This is a genomic window from Pseudomonas sp. xss_2, from assembly GCF_043104195.1.
Taxonomy (GTDB): domain Bacteria; phylum Pseudomonadota; class Gammaproteobacteria; order Pseudomonadales; family Pseudomonadaceae; genus Aquipseudomonas; species Aquipseudomonas urmiensis.
On the sequence record NZ_JBICKL010000037.1, the window covers coordinates 18,708 to 37,345 of the forward strand.

Consider the following 18,638-nt stretch of genomic DNA (forward strand, 5'->3'; position numbering starts at 1 on the left):
CCATGCACAGCAAATCGGTACTGGGCCAGGCGGAGGTCGCCCGGCTGCTCGCCGCGGCCCGCCAGGACGCGCAGATTCATCAGTGGCAGGTGACCATCGCGGTGGTCGATGATGGCGGCCATCCACTGGCCCTGGAGCGTATGGATGGCTGCGCCCCGGCCAGCGCCTACATCGCCATGGAAAAAGCCCGCAGCGCGGCGCTTGGCCGACGCGAAACACGCGATTACGAGCAGATGGTCAATGGCGGGCGCACGGCGTTCGTCACTGCGCCTATGTTGACCAGCCTGGAAGGCGGCGTGCCGCTGCGGGTCGATGGCCAGGTGGTGGGCGCGATTGGCGTTTCCGGGGTCAAGCCCGAGCAGGATGCCCAAGTGGCCAAAGCCGGTGCGGCGGCGTTGTGACACTATGGCCGCTACCCAGCAGTACCGGCCCATCGCTGGCTGGGATCAATTGATCAACGTCAGCGTAATCAATCCCGCTCGTCGATCACCAGTGGCTCGCCGATGGTGTAGAAATGCCCGCCTGCGACATAGTGCAAGCTGCGCAGGCTGGCGTCGGCATGCTCGTAACGCCAGTGGCCATCCTTGAACACGCGATCGTCTGCCCAGGCCGCGACCACCTCAGCGATGAACAAGTCATAGGTGTTCTGGTTGTGCGGCTCGTCCATCACCCGACACATCAGCCAGGCTGAACAATCATTGACCAAAGGCGCTGGATAGCCCTCGATACGCGTCAATTGCACACCAATACGCGCCAGCTTGGCGGGGTCGTCGAGCTGGCTGCGGGTGCCAACCTGATGGGTCAGGCGCGCTTGCGCGGCGGTGGGTAGCTGCAGCACGAACCAGCCACTGCCCTCCACCAATTGCCGAGTGCGGGTGCTTTTATCGAGCACCACGGTGACCTTGGGCGGAGCGAAGTCCAGCGCGCAGGCCCAGGCGGCGGCCATGACATTCTCAACCCCCGCGTGCCCTGCCGACACCAGTACGGTCGGACCATGATTGAGCAAGCGATAGGCTTTGTTCAGGTCGACAGGCTGAAAATGGCTGTTCATTGAGACTCCTCGGGACTGCACGGTAGACGTAACAGCAATTGTGCCGAACAGCTCACATCCCTGCCAGCCAGTCTGGCCTCAGGGACAGCTCAGGCGGCGAAGGCCATGAACAAGGAAAAGTCCTACCCGAAACACGGAAACGCCTTACTTGTGGGTCGGGCCACTCAGAAACATGATCCCACAGCCACGATTCAGTCGAGATAAGGCGAACACTTTCCAGGAGGTCTCCCCGTGCTCTCACAACGTCGCTGTACCACTGAGCTTCGCCACACCCTACGCCAATTGCTTGCTCACGATATAAGCAACCCGGAAGACGACCCGCACCTATCCGGCGTGCTGTTTTTCTGCGCCACTGACGAGCAGACCCGGCAGTTGGTCGAGCGCATCGAACTGCTGGCCAGCGAAGCGTTTTTTGACGCGTCGGGCCGGGCCATTCGTGAACGGATGCGCGCCGCCGCAGTGGACGGCGTGCGGATCAAGCAGAAGCGCAAGGCGCCGCAAGACGAGACGGTGATCCGTATTGCCCTGCCAGAAAAGGGCTATATCACCGTCAGTACAGCGCGGTTTTGAAACCTCAAACACACTGATTGTTGCCGTGAAGTCAAAGAACAAATGCGCCGCTGTGCCTATTTCACCGGCGCTCAGGGCAGCCATACTGAACCTCTTCTCTCGTACCTCAGCAAGGAGTTCACCCTATGACTGTCCCTGCCCTCGGCCTCGGCACCTTCCGGCTCAAAGACCAGGTGGTCATCGATTCGGTGCGCACTGCTCTGGAGATTGGCTACCGGGCCATCGATACCGCGCAGATCTACGGCAACGAAGCCGAGGTCGGCCAAGCCATCGCCGACAGCGGCGTGCCGCGCAGCGAGCTGTTCCTGACCAGTAAGATCTGGACCGAAAATCTGGGCGCCGACAAGCTGATCCCCAGCCTCAAGGAAAGCCTGAGCAAACTGCGCACCGACTATCTGGACCTGACCCTGATTCACTGGCCATCGCCCCAAGGCGCAGTGCCGGTCGCCGAATTCATGGGCGCCCTGGTAGAAGCGCAGAAACAAGGCCTGACCCGGCATATCGGCGTGTCCAATTTCACCATCGACTTGTTGCAGCAAGCCATCGACGCAGTCGGCGAAGGCGTGATCATTACCAACCAGATCGAGCTGCACCCCTATTTGCAGAATCGCAAGCTGGTGGGCTTCATGCAGCAGCACGGCATTGGCGTGACCTCGTACATGACCCTGGGCTACGGCAAGGTGCTGCACGATCCTGTGATCCAGGCTATCGCCCAGCAGCACGGCGCCACTGCCGCTCAAGTCGCGCTGGCTTGGGCCATGCAGTTGGGTTACGCGGTCATCCCCTCTTCCACCAAGCGAGAAAACCTGGCCGGCAACCTCAAGGCTGGCGCATTGCGCCTGAGCGATGCGGACATGGCGCAAATCGCCGCACTGGAGCGGGCTGAACGCCTGGTCAGCCCAGAGAGCCTGGCGCCTGCCTGGGACTGAAAGCCCTGGGGCCGCCGCGCGGCCCCAACACGCTGGGGTCGAATGGATTATCCTGAGCGCACTATCGCTTCGGGAACACCCCATGGAACTGCACATCCGCCTGCAAGGCCGCAAAGCGCTGGCCGACCAGCTCTACCAGCAACTGCGCGCCGGCATCGACAGCGGCCATCTGGCCGCCGGCACCCAGTTGCCGCCGAGCCGGCTGCTGGCCGAGCAGTTGGGCGTTTCACGCAAGACCGTGGCCGAAGCCTACTCACGCCTGACCTACGAGAATCTGCTCAGCGCGGTGGTCGGCCGGGGCACCTTCATCAGCCCGCGCCAAGCCAGCCAACCAGGCCAAGCGCAGACGATTGCCCTGGCCGCGGCCGAATCGCTGACGCGCTGGCAGCAGCGCGCCACGGTGCTGGCCAGAAGTGCCCTGGACAGGCCTTCACGCTATGACTTCATCGGCGGCGCCTCGATCAAGTCGCAGTTCCCCTTCGACCAGTGGCGCAGTTGCCTGCAATACGCCCTGCGCCGCAGCCAGCGCCACCCGGAACGCCAGTTTTCCGCCCAGGGCTTACCCGAGCTGCGCGAAGCCATCGCCCATCACATCGCCTTCGCCCGGGGCGTGCACTGCAGCGCGGCGGACATCCTGGTGTGCAACGGCGCGCAACAGGCCCTGGACCTGATCGCCCGGGTATTGATCGAGCCCGGATGTCCAGTGGCGATGGAAGATCCCGGCTACCCGCCCGCACGCCAGCTGTTCCTGGCCTTGGGGGCGCGCCTGCAATCGGTGCCGGTGGACGATGAGGGCCTGTGCGTCGAGCAGATCGCCGACGGCACCCGGCTGATCTATGTGACACCCTCGCATCAGTTCCCGCTCGGCATGCCGATGAGCGAACGACGCCGGGCGGCACTGCTGGCGCGCGCCGCCGAGCTGGGCGCGCTGATCATCGAGGATGACTACGATTGCGAGTTCCGCTACCACGGCCAAGCCAGCGATGCGCTACAGCGCCTCGATCGGCATGGCTTGGTGGCCTATGTCGGCACCTTCTCCAAGACCCTGCTGCCAGAACTGCGCCTGGGCTACGCCGTGCTGCCGCCTGCGGTATTGCAAGCGGCCTGCGTGGCCAAGCACCTGAGCGACTGGCACAGCCCTACCCTGCAGCAGTGGGCGCTGGCGCGGTTTATCAGCGAGGGCCACCTGAGCAAGCATATCCGCCGCTGCCATGAGATCTACAGCGCCCGCCGGGCTAGGATCCTGGCGCGCTTGGACAGCGACCTGGCGCCCTGGCTGACGGCGGTACCGGCCAACGCCGGCTTTCACCTGAGCGCGTTGGCCAGCCCCGGGGTTGACGTCGAGCTGTTGACCAGCCTGGCGCGCAAGGTCGAGGTCGGTCTGTACTCTCTGGCGCCGTTCTTCAGCGAAGCGCCGGTGCGGCCGGGGCTGGCACTGGGCTTTGGCGCCATCGAGCTGCTGGATATCGACCCGGCCCTGGACCGGGTGCGCGATACCCTGCAACAGCTCAGCTGAGCGCTTGGGCTGCTCGCTCGGGTCGGGCGATAGCGCCGGCGTAACCCTGCGGGGCGAACCGCGCGGTCACCAGCAGCATGGCCAGTACCGTGCAGGTCAGGAGCATCCACGAAGCCTGGAAGTCGCCGCTGACATCGCGCAGCCAGCCGGTGATGTAGGGCACGATGCCCGTGATGATAAAGCCGATGCCCTGTACGAACGAGGCCAGGCTACCGGCCTCGGCCGGGGTTTTCAGGTGTTCCAGGGTCAAGGTCAGGCTTAGGCTGAAGCACGACCCCAGGCCCAGACCGATCAGCGCCACCCACAGCCCCATGGCCGCCGTCGGCGCCAATAGCAGGCCAAGGAAACCGCACAGCTGGATCGACAACGCCAGCCAAAGCCCCAGACGGCGATCGGCAAAACGCCGCAGCAACAGCGGCAAGCCCAGTGCGCCTGCAACCTGGAAGATGGTCATTAGGCCCACCAGGTCGCCGCCACCTTGGGCAGTGCCACCGTGCTCCAGGTGATAAGCCGGCAGCCAGGCGACCATGCTGGTGTAGCCGCCGTTGATCAAGCCGAAGTACACCGCCAGCAGCCACGCGCGGCGGTTGCCGAACCAATGCCCACCGCCGCCGCTGGCGAGCGTGGGCGTGTCCTGGCGCGGGCGCAGCACTGCCCAGGCAAGCAACCCCAGCAAGGCCGGCACTGCCCAGATGCCCAGGCCCGCCTGCCAATGGCCGAAATAGCCACTGATGTGCGGGCCGAGTACGGCAGCCAAGCCACCACCACTCATCAAGGCCGCCGAGTACAGCCCCATGGTTGCCGCCAGACGGCCGGGGAACCAGCGGTTGACCAACCCCGGCATCATGCCCTGCACCACTGCCACCCCCAGGCCTGCGACCACCGCACTGGCAATCAGCGCCCAGACCGTGTCCAGTTGCAAGCGCCAAACACAGGCCACGGCAATCGCCGCCAAGCCCATCAGCATGCCGCCATGCTCACTCAGCCAGCGGCGCAGCCAAGGGTGAAGCAAGGGCATCAGGCCCATGCACAGCACCGGCAGTGCCGTCAGCAGCGCCGCTTGCTGATAGCCAAGGCCGGTGCTGGCGCGCATCGGTTCGAGCAGCGGGCCAATGCTGGTGAGAATTGGCCGCAGGTTGAGCGCCAACAGGACCACCAACAGCAGATTCAAAGCGCCTCTCATGCCTGCTGAACCTGCTGCCATTGGCGGTACAGATCAGCTTCGCCTGCCGGCTTGAGCGGGCGCAACGGCAGGCTTTGCTGCTGCGGTGGCTTGGCCATCTGCGCATAGACGGCGGCAGTAGACAGGCCATAGGGCTCGCCTTCGTCGTTGTCATAGGCAAACCAGGCCCGCCCGATACCGCACAGGTGCATGGCGGCCAGGCACATCGGGCAAGGGTGGCCGGTGGCGTAGATCTCGGCCCCGTCCAGGCGTGGCCGGCCCAAGGCCTGCGCTGCCTGGCGGATGGCTTGCATTTCGGCGTGGGCGGTCGGGTCCTGGCTGCGATGAATCTCGTTGACCGCGCGGGCGAGCACCTGACCTTGATAGACCAGTACGGCGCCAAATGGACGGCCACCGGCCTGAATATTGGCGCGGGCCAGATCAAGGGCCTCGCGCATGAACTGTTGGTTGGACATGAAGCACTACTCCTGTTGCAGAGGGCAGCATTATCCCGCCTGGCAGGCTGTGGCTGAAATGAAGAGATTGGATGCACCTCAGTGGCCACCTGAATAAGCCGATTGGCCTCCCGACAAAGTCAGCAATTGGCTATCGGTGTGAACCGGCCACGGCGTTAAGGTTGCAGCCACTACCCCCTCACCTGTCACTGGAGATTGCCATGCACAACCGAATCGAATGGGCCAAGCACGCACCCGATGCCTACAGAGCCATGGTCGGCCTGGAGCAGGCCCTGGCGAAAAGCGGGCTGGAGAATTCGTTACTGGAACTGGTGCGCCTGCGCGCCTCGCAGATCAATGGCTGCGCCTATTGCGTCAACCTGCACGCCAACGACGCGCGCAAGGCTGGCGAAACCGAAGCACGTTTGCAGACGCTGACGGTCTGGCAAGAAACCAACTACTTCAGCCCCCGTGAACGTGCCGCCTTGGCGTGGGTTGAAAGCCTCACCCGCCTGCCTGAGCGGGGCGCACCGCAGTCTGAGTACCAAGCGCTGCAAGAGCACTTCGAGCCTGCCGAAGTCGCCAACCTGACCTTGGCCATCGCCGCCATCAATGCCTGGAACCGTTTTGGGGTTGGCTTTGCGATGGTGCCGGCCTGATAAGCGCCGTCTAAAAAGCATCGCGCAGAAGGAGAAAGATCCGACAGTGGTGGCGCAGCAAGCTACTTAGCATCGCAGGCCCGACCCACTAGACAAGGGCTCCTCAGATGCCAGTAACCCGCCCCACCCGCTTGGCAGCCGCGCTGCTCGCCTCGGCCTTGTTCGCCAGCAACGGCCTGTATGCCGCCCACCTGACGCGCGACAACGGCGCGCCAGTGGGTGACAACCAGAACTCGCAGACTGCCGGCGCCGCAGGCCCGGTGCTGCTGCAAGACGTACAGCTGATCCAGAAGCTGCAACGCTTTGACCGCGAGCGCATCCCAGAGCGTGTGGTGCATGCCCGCGGCACTGGCGCCCACGGGATATTCACCGCCTTCGAAGACCTTGGCGAGCTGACCCAAGCCTCGCTGTTCACCCCTGGCCTGCGCACGCCGGTGTTCGTGCGCTTCTCCTCGGTGGTGCATGGCCTGCATTCACCAGAAACCCTGCGCGACCCTCGCGGCTTTGCCACTCGTTTCTACACCGCCAGCGGCAACTGGGACCTGGTGGGCAACAACTTCCCAACCTTCTTCATCCGCGATGCAATCAAGTTCCCGGACATGGTGCATGCCTTCAAGCCCGATCCGCGCACCAACCTGGGCGATGACAAACGGCGCTTCGACCTGTTCTCGCACATGCCCGAAGCCACCCGCACGCTGACCCTGCTGTACTCCAACCAAGGCACGCCAAAAAGCTACCGGCACATGGACGGCAACAGCGTGCACGCCTACAAGTTCGTCAACGCCAAGGGCGAGACGACTTATGTGAAGTTTCACTGGAAAAGCCTGCAGGGCCAGGTCAACCTCGACCCTGCCGCCGTCGAGCAGATCCAGGGCAAAGACTTCAGCCACATGACCGCTGACCTGATCAGCGCCATCGGTCGTGGCGAACACCCCAAATGGGACTTGTACATTCAAACCCTGAGCCCCGAGGAGCTGGCCAAGTTCGATTTCGACCCACTGGACCCGACCAAGATCTGGCCCGACGTCGCCGAACGTCGTGTCGGCCAGATGGTGCTCAATCGCAACGTCGACAACGTCTTCCAGGAAACCGAACAGGTGGCCCTGGCCCCATCCAACCTGATCGCCGGGATCGAGCCTTCCGAGGACCGCCTGCTGCAAGGTCGGCTGTTCTCCTATGCCGACACCCAGATGTATCGCGTCGGCGCCAACGCCAGCAGCCTGCCGATCAATCAGCCACGGGCAGCGGTGGACAATGGCAACCAGGATGGCGCGCACAACTCCGGTCGCAGCAAAGATAGCGTCAATTACCAACCCAGCCGCCTACAACCACGCACCACACCTGAGGCGGCGCGCTACAGTGCCCTGCCACTGGCCGGCAGCACGCAGCAGCAAGGCATCGCCCGTGAGCAGAACTTCAAGCAGGCTGGCGAGTTGTATCGCTCCTTCTCCGAGGCTGAGCAGCGCGACCTGATCAACAGCTTTGGCCAGTCGCTGGCAGCAGCCGATGATGAAAGCAAGCTGATCATCCTGTCGTTCTTGTACAAGGCTGATCCGGCCTATGGCGAAGGCGTGGCCAAGGTGGCCAAAGGCGATCTGGAACAGATGAAGGTACTGGCGGCCAAACTCGAAGAATGAAAGTGCCTAACGCTCGTGGCCCATGAGCCGCGAGCGGTAACTGCCCGGGCTATGCCCGGTCCACTTCTTGAACGCGCGATGGAACGCGCTGGGTTCCTGAAAGCCGGTCTGCTCGGCGATCTCGGCGATGCTCAGGCTGCCCTCGCGCAGACGCTCGAAGGCCATCGCCCGGCGCACTTCATCCTTGATCTGCTGGTACGAGCGCCCTTCGCGTTCCAGCTGGCGGCGAAAGCTGCTGGCACTCAAGCCCTGGCGCTCAGCCAGGGCAGTCAGCGTCGGCCACTGGCCATAGCGCCTGGCGCGCAAATGCCGGTAAACCTCGGCGACCAAACCATTTTGATTGCGAAAGCGGATCACCAACCCCTGGGGTGCGGTGCGCAAGAAGGTTTTCAAGGCTGCCACGTCTTGCACCACCGGCAGGCGCAGGTAGGCATTGTCGAACTCGACCTCGGTGCGGCCACTGCCCAGACGCAGATCAGGCCCCCACAACAGCGTGTCGTCTTCCTGGGTGGGTCGGGCGACGGCAAGTTCGGTGCGGTCGATGACGATACGCCGCCCCGCCAACCAACACAGCAAACCGACCACCAACACCAGGTAGGTTTCTTCGGCATAGACCCGGGTCAGCGGGTCTTCGATACTCGACTGCACGCTGATCACCGCGCGCCCGCCGCGCACCGAAAAACTCCCGCGCAGGTCACGCAAAAACAGGGCGAAATTACCCAGGCACTGACGCAGGGCCTTCTCCAGGTTTGGCTCCTGCACCAGCCCACGGCAGATCAAGGCAAAACTGCCTATCGGCATGCCGTGGCTGTCGAGGCGAAAAAACTCATCGTCAAGCGCATGGATCAGGTCTAGCCACAGGCGCGCGAAGGCCTTGGCCGGCACCCGCTCCTGGGGCTGATCGAGCAAGGCGGGGTCGATGCCAACAGCCAACAAGTGGCCATCGCGCCGCTCAGGCTGATCGCGCAGGGCATGCACCATGGCATTGAGAAAGTACACCGCGACCGAATCGCTATCGCGCATGGTTGATGTTCACTGTCTAGGCTGAGTGGCAAAAAATGCCAGGTTGACTGAGCAGATCCGACATAGGCCCTGCCTCGACCTTTGCCTAGACTCGACCCATTGTGGATACCGCGGTCATTCTCGCAGAGCCAGGCCCTATCCCGCCACGCCTTCGCAATTGGAGCCTCATATGAGCAGTGCAGAAATCTACGTTGTCAGTGCCGTGCGTTCAGCCATCGGTGGCTTTGGCGGTTCGCTCAAGGACCTGCCCCTGGCAGATCTGGCCAGCGCGGTTACCCGTGCGGCGATCGAGCGTTCAGGCGTGGCGGCCGAGCAGATCGGTCATGTGGTCATGGGCAACGTGATCCCCACCGAACCGCGCGACGCCTACCTGGGCCGGGTGGCGGCGATGAACGCTGGCATCCCCAAGCAAACCCCGGCGTTCAACGTCAACCGCCTGTGCGGCTCGGGCTTGCAGGCAATCGTCTCGGCAGCCCAAGGCTTGCTGCTGGGAGATTGCGAGGTAGCCTTGGCTGCTGGTGCCGAATCGATGAGCCGCGGCCCGTATCTGCTGCCGCAAGCCCGTTGGGGGGCACGCATGGGCGACCTGCAGGGCATCGACTACATGGTCGGCATTCTTCAGGATCCGTTCGAACACTTCCACATGGGCATCACTGCCGAGAACGTTGCGGCCAAGCACGGCATCACCCGGCAAATGCAGGATGAACTGGCCCTGACCAGCCAGCAACGCGCCGCCCGCGCCATCGCCGAGGGCCGTTTCGCCAGCCAGATCGTGCCGCTGGAACTCAAGACCCGTAAGGGCAGCGTGCAGTTCGCCGTGGACGAGCATGTGCGCGGCGATGTCAGCGCCGAGCAGTTGGCCGGCATGAAGACCGTATTCAAGAAAGATGGCAGCGTCACTGCAGGCAATGCCAGCGGCATCAATGACGGCGCCGCCGGGCTGGTGCTGGCCACCGGCGATACGGTGCGCCGACTGGGCCTGAAGCCATTGGCGCGGCTGGTGGCCTACGCCCATGCGGGGGTGGAACCGGCATTGATGGGGCTGGGGCCGATTCCGGCCACGCAGAAGGTGCTGGAAAAGGCAGGTCTTTCGGTCAGCGACCTGGACGTGATCGAATCCAACGAAGCCTTCGCCGCCCAGGCCTGCGCGGTCGCCCGCGCGCTGGACTTCGACCCGGAAAAGGTCAACCCCAACGGCTCGGGCATTTCTCTGGGCCACCCGGTAGGCGCCACCGGGGCGATCATCGCCACCAAGGCCATCCATGAACTACAGCGCATCCAGGGCCGCTACGCCCTGGCTACCATGTGCATCGGCGGCGGCCAAGGCATCGCCGTTGTCTTCGAACGCGTGTAAGGAATCGTCAATATGAGCATTGAACAGATCGCCGTGATCGGCGCCGGCACCATGGGCAATGGGATCGCCCAGGTGTGTGCCGTGGCGGGCTTCCAGGTGCTGGTCATCGACGTTTCGGACGCTGCCCTGGAACGCGGCGTGGCGACCCTGAGCAAGAACCTGGAGCGTCAGGTCAACAAAGGTACCCTCGCCGCTGATCAGGCCGAGGCGGCCAAGACGCGGATCCACACCAGTACCGACTACGCCGCCCTGAGCAGCGCGCAGCTGGTGATCGAGGCCGCGACCGAAAACCTCGAGCTGAAGCTGCGCATCCTCAAGCAGGTGGCGACCAACGTTGGCGCCGATTGCCTGATCGCCACCAACACCTCGTCGCTGTCGGTCACCCAGTTGGCCGCCAGCATCGAGCACCCTGAGCGCTTCATCGGCGTGCACTTCTTCAACCCGGTGCCGATGATGGCGCTGGTCGAGATCATTCGTGGCCTGCAAACCAGCGACAGCACCTACGCCCAGGCCTTGCTGGTGACCGAGAAACTCGGCAAGACGCCCATCACCGCCGGCAATCGCCCAGGTTTTGTGGTCAACCGCATCCTGGTGCCGATGATCAACGAGGCGATCTTCGTCCGCCAGGAGGGCCTGGCCAGCGCCGAGGATATCGATACCGGCATGCGCCTTGGCTGCAACCAACCGATCGGCCCGCTGGCATTGGCTGACCTGATTGGCCTGGACACGCTGCTGGCGATCATGGAGGCCTTCCATGAGGGCTTCAACGACAGCAAGTACCGCCCTGCCCCGCTGCTCAAGGAAATGGTCGCCGCCGGGTACTTGGGGCGCAAGAGTGGCCGCGGGTTCTTCACCTACTGATGGAGCGAGTGCCATGCCAGTCAACGCTGCCCTGCGCTGTGCCAACTTCGATGAGCGTCGCGACAAGGCCATGGCACTGTTTGCCGAAAAAGGCTTCGGCCAGGTCAGCATGCGCGAGCTGGCGGCGCATGTCGGCCTGACGGCAGGCTCGCTGTACCACCACTTCCCCAGTAAACAAGACCTGCTCTACGACCTGATCGAGGAGTTGTACGAGGAGCTGCAAGCGACCCTCGATCAAGGGCGACGGGCTTTGGCGCGAGGCAAGCCGGTGTTGGCAAGCCTGGTAGCCGCGCATTGGCAACTGCATGCCGAACGGCCGCTGCAGTTTCGCCTGGCCGAGCGCGACCTGTGCTGCCTGAGCGAAGGCCAGCAAGCGCGTTTGCTGGTCGCTCGCAAGCGTTACGAGGCGGGCTTGTTACACCTGATTGCGCCCAAGACCTCGTTGGCAGGTGAGAGGCTGGCGGCCACTGCGCATGTGCTGGCGACCCTGCTCAATCAGTTGCCAGGGTGGCTGCATGGCCGGGGCTTACCCGAAGATCAGAGCCTTGCGCTGATGGAGAGTGTGTTGCTGGGTGGGATCGAGCGGACCTTGCGCTAGCCTGTGCCGCCCTTATCGCGGGGCAAGCCCGCTCCCACACAACCTCCTCAACCCGTGTAGGAGCGGGCTTGCCCGCGATGAGGCCACCCCACGTCAGCTTGAGGACGCCGCCGTAACCTCTTCAGCAGGTTCTTCCCGGCTGGCATAACGCTGCGCCAACACCGCACAGACCATCAACTGGATCTGGTGGAACAGCATCAACGGCAAGATCATTGCGCCAATTCCACTGCCAACGAACAGTACCTGCGCCATCGGCACGCCGGTGGCCAAGCTCTTCTTCGAGCCGGCAAACAGGATCGTGATCTGATCCTCGACATTGAAGCCCAGCACCCGCCCCAGCAGTCGCGTGCCCACCAGCACCACGGCCAACAGAATCCCGCAGACCGCAAACAACCCCGCCAGATGCTGCGCCGACACGGTATGCCAAAGCCCAGTGACCACCGCCTCGCTGAACGCGGTGTAGACCACCAGCAAAATCGAGCCTTGATCGACCAGTTTCAGCCAGCGTGCATTGCGCTTGACCCAATCACCGATCCAGCGTCGGGCAATCTGCCCGGCCACGAACGGCACCAGCAGTTGCAGGGTGATCTTCAGCACCGCATCGAGGCCAGAGCCGGTATCGCCGTCGGCACCGAGCAGCAGCATCACCAGCAATGGCGTCAGGAAGATCCCTAACAAGCTGGAAGCGGCCGCGCTGCAGATCGCAGCAGGTATGTTGCCCCGCGCAAGCGAGGTGAAGGCAATCGCCGACTGCACGGTGGCTGGCAAGGCGCAGAGGTACAACACGCCCAGGTACAGCTCGTTGCCCACCAACGGCACGAACAGTGGCTTGAACGCCAGCCCCAGCAGCGGGAACATCACGAACGTGCAGGAGAACACCAGCAGGTGCAGCCGCCAGTGGCTGGCACCGGCAATGATCGCCTCGCGCGAAAGCTTGGCGCCGTGCAGGAAGAACAGCAGGCCGATGGCCAGGTTGGTCAGCCAGCCGAACAGTACCGCGCCCTCGCCTGAGCACGGCAGCACGCTGGCAATCAACACCACCCCAAGCAGGGCCAAGGTGAAGTTGTCGAATAACATGCGCAAATACTTCATTCCGGGTTCCGTCTTGTCATTGTGCGAATGCAGACGATAAGGTCTGGCCCTCTTTATCGCTAACGCCGGAACCCCTAGCAGTGTCGCCCAACGGACACTGCACGCATCAGGCAAGGAAAACCCATGCGCAATCGCCCCACCCCTCTGCTCATGCTGGGCCTAGCGCTCTCCCTGAGCAGTGCTCAAGCCCTGGCAGACAACCTGCAATCGAAGGTCGATGCGATCATTGAACCGCTCATGCGCGACCATGCCATTGCCGGCATGGCAGTGGCGGTGTTCGCCAATGGCCAGGAGCACTACTTCACCTACGGCCTGGCCAACAAGCAAGACCGCCAGCCGGTAAGCCGCGAAACGCTGTTCGAAGTCGGCTCGCTGAGCAAAACCTACACCGCAACCCTCGCAGCCCTGGCCAGTGCCGAAGGCAAGCTTGATCTGAACGCCCCTGCCAGTCGCTACCAACCGGCCCTGGCGGGTGCGCCACTGGGCAAGGCCAGCGTGCTGGAATTTGGCGCCTACAGTGCCGACTGCCTGCCGTTGCAATTCCCGGATGAGGTCACCACCGCTGCCCAGGCCCTGGCGTTCTACCAACAATGGGAGCCGCAGAGCGAGCACGGCACTCAGCGTTGCTATTCAAACCCAAGTCTTGGGCTGTTTGGCGATCTGGCCGCGCGCGCCCAGCAGCGCCCGTTTGCCGAGTTGATGAGCCAAACCGTGCTGCCGCAACTGGGCTTGAAGCACACGTACCTGGCGGTTCCCGCTGCTGCGCAGGGCCTCTACGCGCAGGGCTACGATGCGCAGGACCGAGCGGTGCGGGTCAATCCTGGACCTTTCGCCGATGAGGCCTACGGCATCAAAACCGATGTGGTCGATGCAATGCGCTACGTGCGCCTGCAACTGCAGCCCGAGCGCCTCAGCCCAACGCTCAAGCAGGCCATCGCCATCACCCACACCGGCTACTTCCAGGTCGGCGCCATGACCCAGGGCCTTGGCTGGGAGCGCTACCCCTACCCGGTCAGCCTCGACACCCTACGCAAGGGTAATGGCGCAGACTTTGCTCTCAAGCCCCAGGCTACCCAGCGGCTGCTGCCGGCAAGCCCTGCAGCGCAAGCCGCCTGGTACAACAAGACCGGTTCTACCGCAGGCTTTGGCGCTTACATCGCCTTCATTCCATCCAAGGGCATGGGTGTTGCCCTGCTCGCCAACCGCAACTACCCCAACGAGGCCCGGGTGGAGGCTGCGTATCGCATCCTCACGCAGATGCAGACGCCTGAATAATCTAGCTTTTAGCGCTGTTCGGGTGCTTCACTCAGGGCGCTGTCGAGTGGATTGTCAGACAAGATGTAGTGAGAGAAAATATTCACTACAAAACTGTTGACGACGTGAATCGGCCTTGGGCATGATGAAGCCGTCTCCCTGATCGGGAGCGGTGGCAAGGGTGTTCCAGACGGCCTGCGCGGTAACGCAGGCCGTCCGTGGAGAGGGAACTGTCCAAAAGGCAGCGTGAGAAAGCCCCTGTTGCAATGCTGCTGTAGCAGCCTTGGTAGCGCGCTACATAGGTAGCGCCAAGTGTGTAATCACTCATCGACGGGTAATGGGGGCTTTATGATGAACTTGAACGACAAACCGACTATCGACCAATTGGCCCAGCTGTTCGCCGCGCGCAAGGACAGCCTTGACGACCACCTGCTGTGGCTCAGCCAGACCGGCGAGGTACGCCTCGACCGCCTGCCGCCGAACAGCGTCGAAGATCAATTCGAAGCGGACCTGCCAACCATGCGCGCCCGCTTCAAGGTCTACCGCCGTGGCCAAGGCTACGTCGGCAAGAAAGCCGCCGCCGACACCGAGTTCGTTGGCCGCGTGCTGCAGACCCTGCAACAAGAATGGCCCGCCGCCCGTGAGCGGCAGGCAGTCAAGGTGATCGACCCACTGAACTGAGTTGTACACCGCTACTTGAGCCCGGCCCGCAAAGGCCGGGCTTTTTCATGGGCGGTTTCGCCGGTTCTGCAACCGCCGTCCTTCAGGCCTGAAGCCTAGTCCGCTGCACCTGTGGCAGTGGCAAGGCGCCGGTTGCCAGCGCCCGCCCGCGCTCAACGCCCCAGACCAGCGCTCGTGTCATGGTCTCGCCTGGACGTGCCGGATGATACTCTTCGTGCAGCGCGGTACCGTTGTTGGCATACAGCCCCAGGAACAACTGGGTGGCACCCAGGCGTGACAGGCGCACCTGCACATCGATGCTGGTGCCGTCACTGAGTTCTTCATCGTGGCTGCGACTGTGCAACTGCGCATCGGCCCACTGCCAGTAGGCCTCTTCCCTGATTCGCATCGAAATCAATCCTCCATTGGCGAAATGCCGCGCAAGAAGACCACAGCATCGAGTCGCGTGCGAGGGCAACACGCCGATACCATGAGCAGGATCAACAAAGGCAAAAAAAACCCCGCCGTTGAGCGGGGCGTTGACGGTCGGCTTACTTCTTGGTCGGCACCCGTGGGGTAAAGCGACCCTTCTTGCTGCGCTGCAGCGACGCAGGCTGCAGCTGCTCCGATTCGTCCAGGGTCATGTTGGCAAAGCCCAGGCGAAAAGCCGTCTGGCCGCAACGGACTTGGCTGTTGATCGGGAATGCATCATTCATGTCTTCGAAAAAGGATTCGCTCATGCCCTGTCTCCCTCAGAGGTGACCGTGTCGGCAAGCAGCGTACTTGCCTAGATGAACAGCGGCCTGTTGAAGTGAGACTAGCCGGTCATTCTCGGACCGCCCGGACAAAACCCACGGACCCGACCAGTGGCACATGGCCTTACTTCAAACGCACCGCCGTACCGGTGGCAAACACCACGACCATGCCGCCCTGCACCGACGGCATGCTGATCTCGAAGTCCACGCCTACCACGGCGTCAGCTTGCAACTGACGTGCCCGGGCAATCAGTTCTTCAGTGGCCTGCTCACGCGCCAGCTTCAGCGCATCCTCCAGAGTCTGCGAGCGGCCACCGAAAAAATCGCGAAAGCGTGCAAAGAAATCACGCACGAAGTTGATGCCCTGCACCGATTCGGCGCTGACCACGCCCAGGTATTCAGCGACCGGACGGCCTTCCAGTTGGCTGGTAGTGGAAATGATCATGTGCGGGCGCTCCCTTGGTTTAGGCAAAAAAAGCGCATGCTAACAAACCTCGCACCGCCTCCGGGCAAGGTCTGCCGCGTTTTCGTCAGCGCTTATTGCGCGCTGGCAGGGCGCAGGCGCTGGCTGATCCGCGGACCGAACACGTTGATCAGCAGCCCCAGCATCACCAACAACGCGCCCCAGCCCTGCATGGCGCTCAGTCGCTCATCCAGCAACCAGGCCGATGAACTCAAGCCCACCACCGGCACCAGCAGCGAGAAAGGCGCGACCTTGCCCGCAGGGTGACGCGACAGCAGCGTGCTCCACAGGGTGTAGCCGAGCATGGTCGCGGCGTAGGCCAGAAACGCCAGGGCCAACACCGAGCTCAAGCCGATGTTGCTCAACGCATCAGCCATGCGCTGCGGCCCCTCCAGCCACCAAGACAGCAGCAGAAACGGCAGCGGCGGAATCAGCCCGCCCCAGACCACCAACGCCACCAGGTTCACCGAACCGAAACGGCGCGTGATGATATTGCCCATACCCCACATGGCACCGCCGCACAGGGTCAGCAACAGGGCGACGAGCGGCACATGGCTACTGTTCTCGCTGCCGATCAGGGCCAAGCCGCTCGCAGCCACCAACAAGCCGATAAGACTGGCCGGGCGCAGACGCTCCCCCAGAAACAACGCAGCAAAGCCCAAGGTGAAGAAGGCCTGAGACTGCAACACCAGCGAAGCCAGCCCCGGTGGCATGCCGCTGTGCATGGCCTGGAACAGGAAGGCGAACTGACCGAGGGATATCGTTGCGCCATAGGCGATCAGCCAGCGCCAGGGTAAGTTCGGCCGCTTGACCAGCAACACCGCCGGAAATGCCACCAGCAGAAATCGCAAGGCGCCAAGCAACATGGGCGGCAGGCCGTCGAGGCCGACCTTGATCACCACGAAATTGACTCCCCAGACGATGATCACCACCAGGGCAATCAGCAGGTCCTTGAGTGGCATTGCGATTTCCTTCTTCAGGCTGTTCTAGACATATTTCGTTACAGCATAAGGGCTTTTGCTGGCGCCGGACCGACACAGTTGCGGCCCAGGGTTGCGCAACAGTCTGAGATTGTTCCTCGCTCAAAGGGGGCTGTGCTGGCGGCGCAAGCACACTGAGGCCGTCGCCCGGCAGGTAGCGCGGCTACCTGCCTGCTCCAGCCCCGCTGGATTACCCGCGGCGCAACCGCTGTCATATTGACTGTCATCTAGCGGTCATCCCACTGTCGTAATCTGCGGCGCATCTCTATGCCACAGGTCCCCGGCATGCACCGCCTCTGCGTCTTGCTCTTGTGTCTTCTGCCCCTGCTGGTCTTGGCTGAGCCGGCGCAGCTGCGTGTGCAAGGCTCCAACACCATCGGCGCGGCGCTGGGTCCAGCGCTGATCCGAGGCATGCTGCAAGCGCAAGGCGCCAGCACTGTCGAGCAGGCACCAGGTGCGGCGCCTAACGAAACCGATATCACTGCGCGCGATCTCAATGGCCTGTTGATCCGAGTCGCAATCGCAGCGCATGGCTCGAGCACAGGGTTTGCCGCGCTAGGCAGTGGCGCTGCCGACATTGCCGCCGCCTCGCGCCCCATCAGCGAAGCCGAAGCCCAGCGCCTACGGGCACTGGGCGATTTACGTAGCCCGGCCCAAGAGCAGGTGATCGGCCTGGACGGCGTTGCGCTGATCGTGCATCCGGACAACCCGCTGGCCAAGCTCACCACCGAGCAACTGGCGCAGGTGTTCTCAGGCCAGGTGTCGCGCTGGGAGCAGTTAGGCGTGCCCGGCGGGCTGATTCGTCTGTACGCGCGTGATGATCGCTCCGGCACGTTCGAAACCTTCAAGGCGCTGGTACTGGACACTCACGCCAGCGTGCTGGACAGCCAGGCGCTGCGCTTTGAATCCAGTGAGCAACTGGCGGAGCGGGTCAAGGCTGATCGCCAGGCGATTGGTTTTAGCAGCCTTGCCGCGGTGCACGGGGCCAAGGTGCTGGCCATCGCCGAGGGCGACGCGCCGGCCCTGCTGCCCAGCCGCGCGCTGGTGGCCAGCGAGGACTATCCGCTGTCGCGGCGATTGTATTTTTACTTGCCCAGCAACCCGCAACCGTTGGCCCGGGCACTGGCCGAGTTTGCGCAGAGCCCGGCAGGCCAGGCGATTGTCGCTGAACAGGGGTTTGTCTCGCAGCAGGTCAAGGCGCTGACGGTGCCCACGCAAGCGTATATGCCGCCGCGCTACCGCAACCTGGCCGATGAGGCGCAGCGTCTGACCGTCAATTTTCGCTTTCAGCAAGGCAGTGCCAGCCTCGACAACAAGGCGTTGCGCGATGTGCGGCGGGTGGCTGATTATCTGCGCCAGACGGGCAAGTTGCACAACAAGACAGTGCTGGTCGGCTTTGGCGACCCCAAGGAGACGCCAGGGCGCGCCGCGCTGCTTTCGCGCTTGCGGGCGATGGCGGTACGCCGCGAGTTGGCCCGCGATGGCGTGCAGTTCAAGGAGGTGACCGGCATGGGTGATGAACTGCCGGTGGCCGACAACGATCAGGAACAGGGGCGCCTGCGCAATCGGCGGGTTGAGGTTTGGGTGTATTGACGTGGGTTGCCATAGTGGCCTCATCG

Annotated in this window: 21 protein-coding genes; 12 read left to right on the forward strand and 9 right to left on the reverse strand. The window is 63.2% G+C overall.

The annotated features are described in order from the left end of the window. Positions 1 to 2: 2 nt before the first annotated feature. A complete protein-coding gene (locus ACF8K2_RS05625; RefSeq protein WP_186555183.1) occupies positions 3 to 401 on the forward strand; it encodes a heme-binding protein in 399 nt (132 codons plus the stop codon). Positions 402 to 469: 68 nt separating this feature from the next. Here the strand turns inward: ACF8K2_RS05625 and ACF8K2_RS05630 are convergent, their stop codons facing one another. Next, complete coding sequence (locus ACF8K2_RS05630) at positions 470 to 1,051, reverse strand: flavin reductase family protein (protein WP_392463824.1); 582 nt, start codon at positions 1,049 to 1,051, stop codon at positions 470 to 472. A gap of 231 nt (positions 1,052 to 1,282) precedes the next feature. Here ACF8K2_RS05630 and ACF8K2_RS05635 point away from each other — a divergent pair, with 231 nt between their 5' ends. The 3 genes from ACF8K2_RS05635 (at position 1,283) to ACF8K2_RS05645 (ending at position 4,066) form a co-directional block, all read left to right on the forward strand. After that, the gene (locus ACF8K2_RS05635; protein ID WP_392463826.1) at positions 1,283 to 1,621 is read left to right on the forward strand and encodes a hypothetical protein; all 339 of its coding nucleotides are present in this window, start codon (positions 1,283 to 1,285) and stop codon (positions 1,619 to 1,621) included. Positions 1,622 to 1,746: 125 nt separating this feature from the next. Next, positions 1,747 to 2,550, forward strand: a complete 804-nt coding sequence (gene dkgB / locus ACF8K2_RS05640; RefSeq protein WP_392463828.1) for a 2,5-didehydrogluconate reductase DkgB — start codon at positions 1,747 to 1,749, stop codon at positions 2,548 to 2,550. 82 nt (positions 2,551 to 2,632) lie between these two features. Further along, the gene (locus tag ACF8K2_RS05645) at positions 2,633 to 4,066 is read left to right on the forward strand and encodes a PLP-dependent aminotransferase family protein (protein WP_186555179.1); all 1,434 of its coding nucleotides are present in this window, start codon (positions 2,633 to 2,635) and stop codon (positions 4,064 to 4,066) included. Here ACF8K2_RS05645 and ACF8K2_RS05650 read toward each other — a convergent pair. After that, on the reverse strand, positions 4,059 to 5,249 hold the full coding sequence (locus ACF8K2_RS05650) for a CynX/NimT family MFS transporter (protein WP_392463829.1): 1,191 nt from the start codon (positions 5,247 to 5,249) through the stop codon (positions 4,059 to 4,061). The genes ACF8K2_RS05645 and ACF8K2_RS05650 overlap by 8 nt on opposite strands. Then, on the reverse strand, positions 5,246 to 5,704 hold the full coding sequence (locus ACF8K2_RS05655) for a nucleoside deaminase (protein WP_392463831.1): 459 nt from the start codon (positions 5,702 to 5,704) through the stop codon (positions 5,246 to 5,248). The genes ACF8K2_RS05650 and ACF8K2_RS05655 overlap by 4 nt, the downstream gene beginning before the upstream one ends. A 200-nt stretch (positions 5,705 to 5,904) precedes the next feature. On the opposite strand from ACF8K2_RS05655, the gene ACF8K2_RS05660 reads away from it, so the two are divergent. Together ACF8K2_RS05660 and ACF8K2_RS05665 are read left to right on the forward strand one after the other, a co-directional pair. Next, the gene (locus ACF8K2_RS05660) at positions 5,905 to 6,342 is read left to right on the forward strand and encodes a carboxymuconolactone decarboxylase family protein (RefSeq protein WP_392463833.1); all 438 of its coding nucleotides are present in this window, start codon (positions 5,905 to 5,907) and stop codon (positions 6,340 to 6,342) included. A 107-nt stretch (positions 6,343 to 6,449) separates the two neighbouring features. Then, positions 6,450 to 7,979, forward strand: coding sequence for a catalase (locus ACF8K2_RS05665; RefSeq protein WP_392463834.1), 1,530 nt, complete (start codon positions 6,450 to 6,452; stop codon positions 7,977 to 7,979). A gap of 6 nt (positions 7,980 to 7,985) precedes the next feature. On the opposite strand, the gene ACF8K2_RS05670 is transcribed toward ACF8K2_RS05665, so the two are convergent. After that, a complete protein-coding gene (locus ACF8K2_RS05670) occupies positions 7,986 to 9,002 on the reverse strand; it encodes an AraC family transcriptional regulator ligand-binding domain-containing protein (RefSeq protein ID WP_392463836.1) in 1,017 nt (338 codons plus the stop codon). A 169-nt stretch (positions 9,003 to 9,171) separates the two neighbouring features. Here ACF8K2_RS05670 and ACF8K2_RS05675 point away from each other — a divergent pair, with 169 nt between their 5' ends. Genes ACF8K2_RS05675 through ACF8K2_RS05685 form a run of 3 tightly spaced genes read left to right on the forward strand, consistent with a single transcriptional unit; the run spans position 9,172 to position 11,815 of the window. Continuing rightward, positions 9,172 to 10,356 carry an acetyl-CoA C-acyltransferase family protein gene (locus ACF8K2_RS05675; RefSeq protein WP_392463837.1) on the forward strand — a complete coding sequence of 395 codons (1,185 nt, stop codon included), beginning with the start codon at positions 9,172 to 9,174 and terminating at the stop codon, positions 10,354 to 10,356. A gap of 12 nt (positions 10,357 to 10,368) precedes the next feature. Then, positions 10,369 to 11,217: a 3-hydroxybutyryl-CoA dehydrogenase gene (locus tag ACF8K2_RS05680; RefSeq protein WP_392463838.1), complete on the forward strand. Its 849-nt coding sequence runs from the start codon at positions 10,369 to 10,371 to the stop codon at positions 11,215 to 11,217. A gap of 13 nt (positions 11,218 to 11,230) precedes the next feature. Beyond that, the gene (locus tag ACF8K2_RS05685; protein ID WP_312152781.1) at positions 11,231 to 11,815 is read left to right on the forward strand and encodes a TetR/AcrR family transcriptional regulator; all 585 of its coding nucleotides are present in this window, start codon (positions 11,231 to 11,233) and stop codon (positions 11,813 to 11,815) included. A 93-nt stretch (positions 11,816 to 11,908) separates the two neighbouring features. Here ACF8K2_RS05685 and ACF8K2_RS05690 read toward each other — a convergent pair whose 3' ends face one another. After that, a complete protein-coding gene (locus ACF8K2_RS05690; protein ID WP_392463840.1) occupies positions 11,909 to 12,907 on the reverse strand; it encodes a bile acid:sodium symporter family protein in 999 nt (332 codons plus the stop codon). 123 nt (positions 12,908 to 13,030) lie between these two features. On the opposite strand from ACF8K2_RS05690, the gene ampC reads away from it, so the two are divergent. Both ampC and ACF8K2_RS05700 read left to right on the forward strand, forming a co-directional pair. Continuing rightward, positions 13,031 to 14,182, forward strand: a complete 1,152-nt coding sequence (ampC, locus tag ACF8K2_RS05695; RefSeq protein ID WP_392463842.1) for a class C beta-lactamase — start codon at positions 13,031 to 13,033, stop codon at positions 14,180 to 14,182. Positions 14,183 to 14,509: 327 nt separating this feature from the next. Continuing rightward, a complete protein-coding gene (locus ACF8K2_RS05700; protein ID WP_186555168.1) occupies positions 14,510 to 14,842 on the forward strand; it encodes a hypothetical protein in 333 nt (110 codons plus the stop codon). An 82-nt stretch (positions 14,843 to 14,924) separates the two neighbouring features. Here the strand turns inward: ACF8K2_RS05700 and ACF8K2_RS05705 are convergent, their stop codons facing one another. From ACF8K2_RS05705 to ACF8K2_RS05720, 4 genes are all read right to left on the reverse strand, one after another. Further along, positions 14,925 to 15,230: a hypothetical protein gene (locus tag ACF8K2_RS05705; protein ID WP_392463844.1), complete on the reverse strand. Its 306-nt coding sequence runs from the start codon at positions 15,228 to 15,230 to the stop codon at positions 14,925 to 14,927. A 142-nt stretch (positions 15,231 to 15,372) separates the two neighbouring features. Continuing rightward, complete coding sequence (locus tag ACF8K2_RS05710; protein ID WP_186555166.1) at positions 15,373 to 15,561, reverse strand: hypothetical protein; 189 nt, start codon at positions 15,559 to 15,561, stop codon at positions 15,373 to 15,375. Positions 15,562 to 15,700: 139 nt separating this feature from the next. Beyond that, entirely contained in the window at positions 15,701 to 16,021 is a 321-nt protein-coding gene (locus ACF8K2_RS05715) for a YbjQ family protein (protein WP_392463846.1), read from the reverse strand. A gap of 92 nt (positions 16,022 to 16,113) precedes the next feature. Next, positions 16,114 to 17,001 (reverse strand): EamA family transporter, encoded by an 888-nt coding sequence (locus ACF8K2_RS05720; RefSeq protein WP_392463847.1) that lies wholly within the window; start codon positions 16,999 to 17,001, stop codon positions 16,114 to 16,116. 303 nt (positions 17,002 to 17,304) lie between these two features. On the opposite strand from ACF8K2_RS05720, the gene ACF8K2_RS05725 reads away from it, so the two are divergent. Next, a complete protein-coding gene (locus ACF8K2_RS05725; RefSeq protein WP_392463849.1) occupies positions 17,305 to 18,612 on the forward strand; it encodes a substrate-binding domain-containing protein in 1,308 nt (435 codons plus the stop codon). Positions 18,613 to 18,638 lie beyond the last annotated feature (26 nt).